This window comes from Alcaligenes sp. SDU_A2 (assembly GCF_038237375.1).
Lineage (GTDB): Bacteria > Pseudomonadota > Gammaproteobacteria > Burkholderiales > Burkholderiaceae_B > Alcaligenes.
The window spans coordinates 2,510,568-2,521,829 of sequence record NZ_CP151273.1 but is presented as its reverse complement, the minus strand read 5'-3'; the positions used below and the strand labels follow the sequence as shown (position 1 = coordinate 2,521,829).

The window sequence follows — 11,262 nt, the reverse complement described above, 5'->3', positions numbered from 1 at the left end:
AACGGTTTCGTCGCTAACCTCAAAAACCTCTGTGGCTATTCGTATAGCAACCACGGTTAAATCTAAAAAAGCATGAAATTGAAGTTTGGCTCTTACCGCCTCAGCGGGCGTGATAAAAGCCATCGGGTCGCTGCATTGACGACATGCACCATGTCTCTGGCACATGGGCAACCGGATATAAATTCGGTGCATATACATTTAACTGGTGAGGGGGTTCAATCCACCGCGACCAGTGGATGTATTTGCACCAAGCGGGACGCTCAGGGTGCACCCTGGGAGTTTCTGCAGCAAGAAGGGGAGCGGCGAAGGATGCAACCTTCGAATAGTCTAGCTGTGCAACGGCATTTGCATGTGACCGTTGTGCCCGTGGTGACGGCTGGCTCCGAAATCCAGTCAGGGAAAAACTCAAACCTCTGACATTCATCAGGGTTGGGGGGAGTTTTGCCCATAGTTCAGGCTTCACCAAAATCCAGTTAGGCTTTTTTATAAAGGCGTTTTCCTTTATATAAATAAAGGAGTTATTGCTATTCACCAACTGCATTCGACCAAGTGGCAAGCGCAGGGCCTTCTCAGGTAAGGTAGGCTTTTTAAGTATCGCGTCCCAGGCATTTTCAGGACAAAGAAAGGCGGCCAAAAAGGCCGCCAGAAATCACTTTCTCGATTCGATGGCTCTCAGGTATCTTGTAATAGTTGAGTAGCTTCCGCGCCCTAACTCTAGACGCACATTAACGGGCCCAGGATGTCGTCCCTGCTTCTGCAGAGAATCAACAGCCTGCCGTACGTCGTCGATGCTGATGCCCGGGCACCCACGCTGCTTGACTGCTTTTATCATGTTGGTGTCCTGTTGTGAAACGTTCACGTTCCGTATAGCGACACCAGAATTTCGTAGTCGAAATAGATTTTGTTTTTATGAGGCTTATTTATGCAGGCGTTGCTCGAAAGTTTGATTAAAGCCAGGAAGGCGCGTGGGTGGACGCAGGGGCAACTTGCCCAGCGGGCGATGTTAAGTCGTTCTACCGTGCAACAAGTCGAATCGGGCGCGACAGACCCCTACTTTTCAACGCTGTATGAAATGGCAAGAGCCCTGGGAATGGAATTGATGACGGTCCCAGGGCCTTTGCGCGTTGAGCTTGAGTCATTTGTGCAAGCTGGTGGGCGCTGGCTTGGTCAGCCTCCCGGAATCAATGCCCCATTATCTATTGTTGACGAAATTGTGAGCGGGCAGCTTAATCTCAAGCGTTGACGTCCGTGTTGAGCAGGGCGAGGTAAGAATTTCGTAATCGAAAATCGTTGCCGCGCGACGGCGCCCGTTGTCAATATGAAGGTTTTTTCGGAGGCCCCATGACAACGGCACAACGTCCGCAGGAACCACAGATTTTTGACGGCGTGATTCTCTCGCCAAGCGAGCTCGCGGCTGACTTGCGAACAATTGACGCTCAAGCGCAACCCGGCGACTTCGCCCTGCAATGCACGTTCGATAACGTGGTCATCGACGCAGACGGCTATTACAAAGGGCGCTTTTTGCTGTTTCCCGACACCGGATTGGTTAAAACCAGTGTCCAGGTGGGCGCAGTCCAGTTCCGCGCTTTAGTGGACGTTACGACGCCCAATGGGCAACTCTGGTTAAAGAGTGTGTTTAAGCAGAAAAGATTTTGCTGGTTGCTTGATGATGCAGCTTCGGGTGATGCAATGTTAATGTCCGTAGCGGTCAAGCACACACCGCAGGCCAGGCTTGCCTACAGTGCTGCTGCACGGTGTGCTCCTGCTGCGCCCCTCAAAGGCGAGGCCTGCACCAAAGAAGTTTCTGAAGCTGCAAGCCCGCAGGCAGAGCGCTCGTATGTTCCAGGCGTACCGGTTGAAACTGTCGTCGTTGTTCTGTTTCGCTAGCGTTGCTCACGCACGGGGTGCCAACCCTTTGCGATTCTTGTCCCAGGCCAATTGCTTGGCAAAGGTTGCCTCAAGCCAGCTATCGACCACGTTGCTGTGCCAGTAAGCGTTGCGTCCCAGGCGCACGGGGGCCGGGAAACGTCGGGCGCGCACGAGGCGCTCCAGTGAGCGTTCAGGCATACGCAATACCTGAGCGACCGAGGTTTTGTCGTAGAGCGTGGCGAAATTTGGTGTGGCTTGTGTCATGGCGTCATATCCTATGTGTGGGGCGTAATTGCCTAGCACGTATAGGCACATGAGTCGGTCGCACCAACACATTTGGTTTTAGCTTTAACTGGTGCTGACCGAGCACCGTCGCGCCTCGATTATTGCTGAGTGCTTTTGGGATGGCGGCTTGCCCATCAGTCCAAAAAAAACCGGGCCGCACTCCGTTGATGGAGGCGGCCCGGTTTGTTTCACGGTGCGCTTTCTGGGGGGGCAGGCAGCTTTTCGGGGGCGAAAGGCAATGACGTTACCCGTGCTCGCTGGGGTGCTCGCCGGCTCTGGTAAAGGTGGTGATTGGTTCGCAAAAACTGTATCGTCTGGCCAGGACTGCGCAGGCGCTGATGCCCCGTTATCGCCATTTAAACGTCGGCTCTTGTTCTGCGCGCGCAAGGCGTCCCAGCAGTCGCCTTGGGAGAGCAACTGCTTGGGCGTTTGAGCGCTGGTCGTGTTGAGCTTCTCGTCCATGGCAGGCGCGATGTCGTTGCTGAACAAGTTGACGTACACCTGGGCTTGGCGTGTCGACGTGTGCCCCAGCACCTGGCTGATTTGCAGGGTATTCATCCCAGCGCGTGCCATTTCTGTGGGCAGCACATGGCGCAGGTCCCGAAAGTAAAAATCTTTAGGTAGGCCTGCCCGTTCGCGCGCCCGGGACCACCCGGCACGGATGGCCTCTTCGCTAATCGTAAAAATCGTTCCTGTGCGTGGCCCAGGCAGCCCATTCAGTATGTCTTGTGCCGGGCGCCACAGCGGCACATGTGCCCGAACGCCTTTACCTAACGTTTTAACGTTTCGGTCCACAAAATTCAGGTCTTCCCAGCGCAGGCGCAACAACGTGCTCTGGCGCATGGCGGTGGTTAGGGCAAGCTCAACCAGCGGCCAAAGCTGGGGGTTGTCGGCTTCGGACAAGGCTTGACGCAAGCGCACCAGTTGCTCGGTGCTGAGCGTAACAATGCGCTCGTTACCTGGTTTGAGGCGTATCCCGACGCACGGATTCTCAAAGCATTGCCAGCTCCAGTCGTTCTTGGCGGTGTTAAACAGGGCTTTCAACAGGGCGATTTCTTTTTGAATCGTGCTGGCTGAATAGCCTTCGGCTGTCATGTCGGTTTGCAGATTTCGAATGTGACCGCGCGTGATTTGCGAGGCACGCTTGTTGGCTAACAGGGTGTAGTGCGCGTACGTGCGGGGGTGCGCCTGGCGACTGCGTTCCTCGTTGTACGCGGCAAACCCCTGCGGGGTGATGCCTGCGGCGTTACGTGCACCGCGACGCGGTGCATCCACTTGGTCATCACCGTTGCGGGCGCGTTTGAGGGCGTGTTTTTCGTGCAGCGTGACTACCTCTTTGTGGCCCAGGTCATTGTCAATGAGCGCTAAGGCAGGCAAGCCCGCCGGTAACAGATAGTGGTTGATGCGGGTTAGCTCCTGGACCGCACCGCCTTTGGCCACGGTGACTGTTTTGGCGTACTCCGTGAGCATTTCGGCCAGCGTGGCGCGGCTTGGACCGCCCAGCTTGGGGGCATGCTCGTTTTGGTCAAGTGCCAGCATGTCGGCAATCCACTCTTTAGCTTCCTGAAAGGTTGCGAAGTCGGCAAACGGGCGTGCGCCGCTTTTCAGAGTGACTTGGGCGCGCCAGCCCTTGCGATAAGGGAAAGGTTGGGGCATTTTGCGGCTCATTGCGCACCCCCGAGAGAAAATGAGCGAGCGACAAGGCGGTGGGTGGCGCGCGCCATCAGCCGGGTGAGGTGAAAATGTGAAATCATGGTCCTATATCTCCGAGTTGGATATAGGCGTCTAGCGAGTGCCCCGGTGCGTGCATTTAAAGCTAAACCTGGTAGCTGTTAAGCGATAAAAGCGAGCCCTAGACGAAAGTGCACGGCACAGGCCGAGGCCCGTGTACGTCGCCGCGATTGCAGCTTCGCTGGGGCCGAGCGGCCGATAGCGCTAATTAACCTTAACGCTATCATTTGCGCTATCAAACGGCGAAAAGCGCAGTTTGTGCCGGGCAAAAAAATAGCGCCTTCGTAAAAAGGCGCTATTTTTCAAGGGCTTGGAGCCGGAATTCGGTGGCTCCCCGACCAGGGCTCGAACCTGGGACCTGCGGATTAACAGTCCGTCGCTCTACCGACTGAGCTATCGGGGACCAGCAAAGAAAAAGATTATATATCCTGATTTCTAGTTTTGTAAAGAAAAATGTGATCAAGGATATATTTTGTGCAAATGCATGGAAAGGTGAGTGTTGGCAATAGGAAAAAATCCCAGGTGCGGTACTGGGAGGATACTGGGCGGTCAATCTGTTGGATGGGCAGCCGGGGCAATAATTGCTTACAGGCGGTATGTCTGTTGGCCTGTGGGCCGAAGTGGGTCAAGGAAAGCGAGTGTTTCTGTCTTTTGCTTCTAGGGGAAAATGCTTAGAGTGCTTGTTTGGTGCGGCTTACAAGGTTTATTGACATCAATATAATTTAAACATGAAATATAAAAACAGCATTTTGAACGGATGTGCTCAAGAGTCGGTCGGGTTCTTTTTCTGCTTAAAAGACTTAAAAACCTGTCTTTAGATATATCTATGAGGCATCGCTGACCAGATGTTGTTTTTGCTTGCCGCGCGGGTGTTGCGCCTGCGGGCCAGTGCTACGCAGATCGACCCGGCCAGGGCATGCAGGGTGCTGTTGCGGGTCGGGGTCGCATAACTTCAACAAGAGAGCAGAGACATGAAAAAATGTGTGTTGGCCGTTTTGGCCATGCAGGCGTTGGCCACGACGGCCTATGCGCAGACCAGCGTCACTTTGTATGGCATCGTCGATACGGGCCTGGGCTACGAGCAATGGAAAGGCGATGATCTTGCCGGAGGCGGTGGCAAGAAAAGTCGTTTTGGCTTGGTCGATCAGGGCTGGCTGGGCAATCGCTGGGGCTTGAAGGGCAGCGAGGATCTGGGCAATGGTCTGAAGGCAAATTTTGTGCTGGAAAGCGGTTTTGACTTGGGCACGGGCTCGGGGCGTCAGGGGCGGCTGTTTGGGCGTCAGGCGATAGTGGGGCTGCAGGGCGATTCCTGGGGGCGTCTGGACATGGGCCGTCAGGTTACCGTGACGTCCCAGTATTTTTCGCCTGTGGCCAGTCCTTTCGGCGGTAATGGTTACCAGTTTGGGATAGGGACGGCGTTTACGGCGTCCAATACGGTTCGCTACGATAATATGCTGGCGTATCAGACCCCTGACTTTGCTGGCTTCCAATTGGGCGTGGGGTATTCCTTTAATACTAATGGCAACCAACAATGGAACCGCAGCGGCTTGCCCGATGGGGCCATTAATAGCGACGAAGCCAATGTCAAAGCGTACAGCGTCGCTTTGCGTTACGGCCAGGGGCCACTCAAGGCGGTGGCGACGTTCGATCAGGCACGCTGGGGGGATGCACGCGAGCGCAATGGCGTGCTGGTGGCGGGTCAGAGTGGCAATGTCAGTGCTTGGGGAATTGCCGCCAGCTATGATTTTGGCCCGGTCAAGCTGCATGCCGGCTTTGGGCAGGGGCGGGACGGCTTTATCGGCGGCTCGTTGCAGGCCGAACAGTTTGGTGGCGGTCTGCATAAGGGCTTGAAGGTCAACGCCTACACGCTGGGTGCTTCGGCTCCGGTGGGCAAGGCTGGCTCCTTGATGGGGTCCTGGACCATGGCCGATCCCCGCTCAGTGCCGCGTGCAACCGATGATGATAAAAGCCAGCATGTGTTCAGCCTGGGTTACCTGCATAAGTTGTCCAAGCGCACCAGCTTGTATGCCTTGGGTTCGTATGCGCGCAACGTAGGCTTTTACAATGATTTGAAGAGCACGATGGTGACGGCCGGGATCAATCACCGGTTTTAAGCGTTGGGCCAACAAGCATTGCTTGTTGTGGAGCAGGCGAGCAGTAGTGCAAAGGGCGGGCGCGAACCGTAGCGCTGCCTGCCCCCTTGGGCTGCCGATTCGGCAGCCCAAGGTTTTTTTGCGTTCGCAGCACCTGAATAAGCCTGCACTACGCTAGGATGCGCGATCTTGTCGTGGAGAGCGAAGGCGAAGGACGAAAAAAAACAGCCTATCGAAATAGGCTGTTTTTTGGTGTTTTTCTTGGCTCCCCGACCAGGGCTCGAACCTGGGACCTGCGGATTAACAGTCCGTCGCTCTACCGACTGAGCTATCGGGGACCAGAGAAAAATAAATATAGCATGTTTTTTTAAAAGTGCGCAAGCTAAAGTGCTTTATTTGCGGCGCAGCCTGGCGATTCACTGCGTCCGATGTTCATCGGCCGATGGCCTGGCTAGTCTGTTCTAGTGTGCTCCGGCGGCGGCCTCTGTTCCGCCGGTGAGCACTTTGCGCGGTCGTGCGATCCACACCAGGCTTAACAAGAGCAGAAAAATAATGGCCGAGGCCAGGAAGATATCCGTAACGGACAGCGTGCGGGCTTGCTGTTCGATGATTTGGTTCAGCACTCCAGCCGATTGCTGCGCATTCAGTCCGCTTTGGCGCAGGCCATGCATGATGGCATCGAAGGCAGGCTCTCCGGGGCGGGCCAGCTCGGTCAGGTGCGCATGGTGCATGCTGGCGCGATTCTCCCACAACGTGGTGGTGATAGAGGTGCCGAATGCGCCCGCCAGCAGGCGGGCAAAGTTCGAGAGGCCGGCGGCGGCCGGGACACGTTCTGGTGCCAGGCCCGAGAGGGTGATGGTGGTCAAGGGAATAAAGAAGGTGGCCATGGCGGCACCTTGCAAAAAGGTGGGCAGCATGACTGACAGAATGTCCACATCGGTATTGAAGCGCGACCGCATATAGCTGGTCAGGGCGAACACCAGGAAGGCGAAGGTAGCCAGCAGGCGCGGGTCGTAACGCCCCAGCAGTTTACCGACCACGGGCGAGAGCACGATGGCCAGAATGCCCACTGGCGCGAGCGCGATGCCGGCGGATGTGGCGGTGTAGCCCATTGTGCTTTGCAGCCACAAGGGCATCAGTACCACTGCACCGAAGAACACGCCGTAGGCGATGGATACGGAGATGACGCCGGCCGTGAAGTTGCGCTCCTTGAAAAGCGTCAGATCCACAATGGGGTGGCGGGCAGTCAGTTCCCAGATCAGGAAGTAGACAAAGGCGATGACGCTGACAATGGCCAGCACAATAATCGTGGGGCTGGCAAACCAGTCCAGCTCTTTGCCTTTGTCCAGCAGAATCTGCAGCGCACCGACCCAGATCACCAGCAGGATCAGGCCCAGGGTGTCGATAGGCAGGCTTATGCGGCGCGATTCGCGTTCGCGGTAGATTTGCCAGGATGCCCAGCCAGCCAGCAGGCCGATGGGGACATTGATATAGAAGATCCAGGGCCAACTGTAGTTATCCGAAATCCAGCCGCCCAGCAGCGGGCCGGCAATCGGGCCGACCAGAATGGTCATGGACCACATGGCCAGCGCAAAGCCTGTCTTGTTGCGTGGGTAGCTGCCCAGCATCAGTGCCTGGGACAGCGGGATCATGGGGCCGGCGACGGCTCCTTGCAGCACGCGAAACAGGACCAGTGATTCCAGCGACCAGGAAAAACCGCACAGCCAGGAGGTCAATACGAACAGCATGACCGATATGACGAACAGCCGCACTTGGCCAAAACGCTGTGTCAGCCATCCGGTGAGCGGCACGGTGATGGCGTTGGCCACGGCAAAGGAGGTAATGACCCAGGTGCCTTGGGTGCTACTGACGCCCAGATTGCCGGCAATGGTTGGAATGGAGACGTTGGCAATGGATGAGTCCAGCACATTCATGAAGACCGCTGCGGACAGGGCGACGGTCCCCATGACCCGGGCGCGGCCTTCCAGCGGCGGATAGGTCAGCGGCGGCGGGACGGTGTCCGCCGACGCTTCGGTAGGGGCGTGTGGTTGGCTCATGATGCGAGATTGGCCTGAATGATGCGATCTATCTGTGCCTGGGCGTCTTGTGCGCCGTGTTCATAAATGTCCGTTTTCAAGCCGTGGCGGGAATCGGGCAAGGCCTGCGCGGGCGTGCTGTCCAGATCCACGGTGACATGCATGGACAGGCCGATGCGCAAGGGGTGCTTGCGCAGCTCGTCCGGGTTCAGGCGTATGAGCACAGGCAGGCGTTGCACCACCTTGATCCAGTTGCCGCTGGCGTTTTGTGCGGGCAGCAGGGCGAAGGCTGCGCCGGTTCCGGCGGACAGGCCCACGACTTCGCCGTGGTACTGGACTGACTTGCCGTAATAGTCGGCCATCAGCGTGACCGGCTGGCCTGGCTGCATGTTCTGAAGCTGGTTTTCTTTGAAGTTGGCCTCGATCCACAGTTGATCCAGCGGGACGATGCTCATCAGCGGCGCGCCTGCGGCGATGTGCTGGCCGACCTGCACCGAGCGCTGAGCCACCATGCCGGATACGGGGGCGATCAGGTCGGCGCGTTGCCGGGCCAGCCAGGCTTGACGATAGTGCTCGGCAGCTTGCTGTACATCGGGGTGATGGCTGACATCGGTGCCGCTGGTCAGGGCCTTGTTGGTCTCCAGGCGCGCCCGGGCCGATTCGATGCCGGCCTGTGCCTGCGCCAATGCGCTTTGCGCAGCCTGCACGGCGCTTTGTGCATGGCGCAGTTCTTCGCCGCTGACTCCGCCTATTTTGCCCAGCGCCTGGCGGCGCTGCAGATCCGTGCGGGCCTTGTCCAGATTGATCTTGGCTTGCTGTGCATCCGCCTGGCGGGCGGCAATGTCGGCTTTTAGGGCATTGTTCTGGGCAAACAGGCTGCGCGTTTTGCGCACGGACTGCGCCAGCGAGGCTTGGGCCTGGGCCAGGGCAATGTCTACATCGGCGCGATCCAGACTTAACAGCGCCTGTCCGGTCTGGACCAGTTGGGTGTCGTCTACGGCAATATTGACCACGGTGCCGGGAATTTGTGCGGAGACTTGGACCATATTGCCGTGTACGTAGGCGTCATCGGTGGTTTCGGTCTGACCCGAGAACATGGCCCAGGCGCCGTAGATGACAGCGGCGATCACGATCAGCAGGGTAAAGCCCAGTAGCAGGCGTTTGCGGGAAGAGGAAGCGGGTGTTTGTGCAGACATGATGGTCAAGGCAGGTTGTGCTCGTTATGGTTTTGGGGCGATCTTGGGTTCTTGGTAACCACCACCTAGGGCGGTAGCCAGTTCTGCGTCCAGATTGAAGGCCTGTACGCGCAGTTCGGTATCCAGCAGAGCCTGGCGTAGTACATCGTTCTGGGCCAGCAAAACCTGCAGGTAATTGCCCAATCCGGATTGGTAGCGCTGCTGGGCGATCTGATAGGCGTGTTGTATGGCTGCGTAGGCCTTGGCCTGCTCCTGGCGGGTTGCGCGCAAGGAGTGGATGCGAGTCAGGGCGTTGGCGACGTCGCGCAGGCTATCTAGCAGGGTTTGGTTGTAGTGCGCGATGGCCATGTCCTGTTCGGCGCGCCGGGCCGCTAGTTGCGCATTAAGAGCGCCGCCGTGAAAAAGGGGCAGGCTGATGGCCGGGCCGACGCCATAGATCTGGCTGGAGCCGCGCACCAATTGGTCCAAGCCCAAGGACATGAAGCCGGCGAAGGCGTTCAAGTTGATATTGGGGTAGAAGTCGGCGCGCGCGGCGGTGACTTGGTATCCGCTGGCTTGGACGGCCAGGCGGGCGGCGCGTATGTCGGGGCGGCGTCCCAGCAACTCCAGTGGTAGAGCTGTAGGCAGCAAAGTATCGGGTTGGGGCAGGGGGCGGATAGCGATGGGTGCCGCTTGTTCGGGAGATTGTCCGCTCAGACTGGCGAGCTGGTTGCCCAGCAAGGCGGCATTGCCTTGCGCTTGTCGCTGTTGCACGCGGGCGGACGCCAGGGCCGACTCTGCCTGACTGACTTCGATGTCTGTATCCAGGCCGGCGGCTTTGCGCTGACGGGTGATGTCCAGTACGGACTGGAACTGAGTGCCGAGTCTGTCCAGGGTCTGCGCTTGCGCCAGCGCGTTTTGCAAATGGAAGTAGGTTTGCACGATAGCGCTAACCAAGGCATTGCGCGCGGCTGCGTAGTCCGCTTGCGCGGCTTGTTCACGCGACAGGGCCGCATCGGCCAAAGATCGCTGCTTGCCCCACAAGTCCAAGTCAAAGCCCAGTGTCAGTTGCAGGTTGTTATCGGTCAGCATGGAGCCGGCATAGGGCGGCGGATAAATATAGTTTTCCGAAAAGCGCTGACGTGTCAGGCTGTAGCCGGCATCCAGCGTCGGCCATTGCACAGCCCGAGCTCCTTTAAGGGCCGCGTCTGCCTGGCGGATGCGTGCCTGGGCTAATTGCAGGCTGGGGTGGTGTGCCAGCGCCCGGTCCAGCAAGGCATCCAGTTGTGGGTCGTGATAGCGTGTCCACCATTGCTCCTGAGGCCACTGGATCGCCTGGTTGTGCAGTCCCAGAGCAGGTCCATCCAGCGTAGCGGCAGGTGGTGTCTGGCTGTTTAGGGCGGCGCATCCGCAGAGTAGGGCGATGAGCAGTAGAGGAGTGAGGTGCTTCATGCTTACAATCAGCTTAAAGATGCTGCCTAGTTTGTTTCTGCCTAGGCAGTGATTGGTTAAAAAATTTCAATCGGGCGTTGGCTTGCCTTCAGTCGCCTTTTGGCCGTTGTCGATGATTCGGTGCAGCAGGCAGAACAAGGTATCGATCTCGGCGGCAGAAAAGCCGTCCAGGTGGTCGTTCAGGGATTGGGCGATTTCGGGCAGGATTTTGCCAGAGACGGTATTGCCTTGCGCAGTCAGTTCCAGCAGGACCAGGCGACGATCTTCGTCGCAGCGCCGACGCAGCAAAAAACCTTTGGCTTCCAGGCGGTCCAGGGTACGCGTCATGGCCCCAGTGTCGATGTTCATCAGGCGCGCGATCTCGGCCGGGGTGCGGGCATTGTGATAGCGCAGCATGATGAGGGGGCGCCATTGCATGGCTGTCAGGCCCAGGGGGGCAACGCGTTGGTTGATGGCCAGATGCAGCGAAGCCGACACGTTCTTGATCAGCAGACCAAGATTGGTGGCGGCGTTCAGGACGTCGGTTCCTTGACGATAGTACGGTTGGACCGTCTCAGGCATGGGCAGCGCGGTAAGGCGAGAGTAGAATCATTTCCAGCCAATATCTTAAATCTTTTTTTA

11 protein-coding genes and 2 tRNA genes are annotated in these 11,262 nt (G+C 57.6%); 3 read left to right on the top strand and 10 right to left on the bottom strand.

Annotated features, from left to right (window positions below):
- Positions 1–100 precede the first annotated feature (100 nt).
- Entirely contained in the window at positions 101–634 is a 534-nt protein-coding gene (locus AADW57_RS11755; protein WP_341667087.1) for a hypothetical protein, read from the bottom strand.
- 15 nt (positions 635–649) lie between these two features.
- The gene (locus tag AADW57_RS16780; protein ID WP_445819145.1) at positions 650–832 is read right to left on the bottom strand and encodes a DNA-binding protein; all 183 of its coding nucleotides are present in this window, start codon (positions 830–832) and stop codon (positions 650–652) included.
- Between the two features lie 90 nt (positions 833–922).
- On the opposite strand from AADW57_RS16780, the gene AADW57_RS11750 reads away from it, so the two are divergent.
- Both AADW57_RS11750 and AADW57_RS11745 read left to right on the top strand, forming a co-directional pair.
- Positions 923–1,243, top strand: a complete 321-nt coding sequence (locus AADW57_RS11750; RefSeq protein WP_341667086.1) for a helix-turn-helix transcriptional regulator — start codon at positions 923–925, stop codon at positions 1,241–1,243.
- Between the two features lie 98 nt (positions 1,244–1,341).
- Complete coding sequence (locus AADW57_RS11745) at positions 1,342–1,887, top strand: hypothetical protein (protein ID WP_341667085.1); 546 nt, start codon at positions 1,342–1,344, stop codon at positions 1,885–1,887.
- Positions 1,888–1,893: 6 nt separating this feature from the next.
- Here the strand turns inward: AADW57_RS11745 and AADW57_RS11740 are convergent, their stop codons facing one another.
- The 3 genes from AADW57_RS11740 to AADW57_RS11730 form a co-directional block, all read right to left on the bottom strand.
- Positions 1,894–2,133, bottom strand: coding sequence for a helix-turn-helix transcriptional regulator (locus tag AADW57_RS11740; protein ID WP_341667084.1), 240 nt, complete (start codon positions 2,131–2,133; stop codon positions 1,894–1,896).
- A gap of 84 nt (positions 2,134–2,217) precedes the next feature.
- Positions 2,218–3,822, bottom strand: coding sequence for a tyrosine-type recombinase/integrase (locus tag AADW57_RS11735; RefSeq protein WP_341667083.1), 1,605 nt, complete (start codon positions 3,820–3,822; stop codon positions 2,218–2,220).
- Positions 3,823–4,212: 390 nt separating this feature from the next.
- Positions 4,213–4,288, bottom strand: a tRNA-Asn gene (locus AADW57_RS11730).
- 568 nt (positions 4,289–4,856) lie between these two features.
- On the opposite strand from AADW57_RS11730, the gene AADW57_RS11725 reads away from it, so the two are divergent.
- Positions 4,857–5,999: a porin gene (locus AADW57_RS11725; RefSeq protein ID WP_341667082.1), complete on the top strand. Its 1,143-nt coding sequence runs from the start codon at positions 4,857–4,859 to the stop codon at positions 5,997–5,999.
- Between the two features lie 241 nt (positions 6,000–6,240).
- Here AADW57_RS11725 and AADW57_RS11720 read toward each other — a convergent pair.
- The 5 genes from AADW57_RS11720 to AADW57_RS11700 all read right to left on the bottom strand — a co-directional run bounded on the left by AADW57_RS11720 (position 6,241) and on the right by AADW57_RS11700 (position 11,202).
- Positions 6,241–6,316, bottom strand: a tRNA-Asn gene (locus AADW57_RS11720).
- Positions 6,317–6,439: 123 nt separating this feature from the next.
- A complete protein-coding gene (locus AADW57_RS11715; protein ID WP_341667081.1) occupies positions 6,440–8,035 on the bottom strand; it encodes a DHA2 family efflux MFS transporter permease subunit in 1,596 nt (531 codons plus the stop codon).
- Positions 8,032–9,210: an HlyD family efflux transporter periplasmic adaptor subunit gene (locus AADW57_RS11710; protein ID WP_341667080.1), complete on the bottom strand. Its 1,179-nt coding sequence runs from the start codon at positions 9,208–9,210 to the stop codon at positions 8,032–8,034. Before AADW57_RS11710 ends, AADW57_RS11715 begins: the two co-directional genes overlap by 4 nt.
- Positions 9,211–9,234: 24 nt before the next feature.
- Positions 9,235–10,641, bottom strand: a complete 1,407-nt coding sequence (locus tag AADW57_RS11705) for an efflux transporter outer membrane subunit (protein WP_341667079.1) — start codon at positions 10,639–10,641, stop codon at positions 9,235–9,237.
- 66 nt (positions 10,642–10,707) lie between these two features.
- Positions 10,708–11,202: a MarR family winged helix-turn-helix transcriptional regulator gene (locus AADW57_RS11700; RefSeq protein WP_341667078.1), complete on the bottom strand. Its 495-nt coding sequence runs from the start codon at positions 11,200–11,202 to the stop codon at positions 10,708–10,710.
- Positions 11,203–11,262 lie beyond the last annotated feature (60 nt).

Coding starts and splice junctions, on each gene's coding strand:
- AADW57_RS16780 (WP_445819145.1), bottom strand. CDS start 832: ATGATAAAAGCAGTCAAGCAGCGTGGGTGCCCGGGCATCAGCATCGAC.
- AADW57_RS11750 (WP_341667086.1), top strand. CDS start 923: ATGCAGGCGTTGCTCGAAAGTTTGATTAAAGCCAGGAAGGCGCGTGGG.
- AADW57_RS11745 (WP_341667085.1), top strand. CDS start 1,342: ATGACAACGGCACAACGTCCGCAGGAACCACAGATTTTTGACGGCGTG.
- AADW57_RS11740 (WP_341667084.1), bottom strand. CDS start 2,133: ATGACACAAGCCACACCAAATTTCGCCACGCTCTACGACAAAACCTCG.
- AADW57_RS11735 (WP_341667083.1), bottom strand. CDS start 3,822: ATGAGCCGCAAAATGCCCCAACCTTTCCCTTATCGCAAGGGCTGGCGC.
- AADW57_RS11725 (WP_341667082.1), top strand. CDS start 4,857: ATGAAAAAATGTGTGTTGGCCGTTTTGGCCATGCAGGCGTTGGCCACG.
- AADW57_RS11715 (WP_341667081.1), bottom strand. CDS start 8,035: ATGAGCCAACCACACGCCCCTACCGAAGCGTCGGCGGACACCGTCCCG.
- AADW57_RS11710 (WP_341667080.1), bottom strand. CDS start 9,210: ATGTCTGCACAAACACCCGCTTCCTCTTCCCGCAAACGCCTGCTACTG.
- AADW57_RS11705 (WP_341667079.1), bottom strand. CDS start 10,641: ATGAAGCACCTCACTCCTCTACTGCTCATCGCCCTACTCTGCGGATGC.
- AADW57_RS11700 (WP_341667078.1), bottom strand. CDS start 11,202: ATGCCTGAGACGGTCCAACCGTACTATCGTCAAGGAACCGACGTCCTG.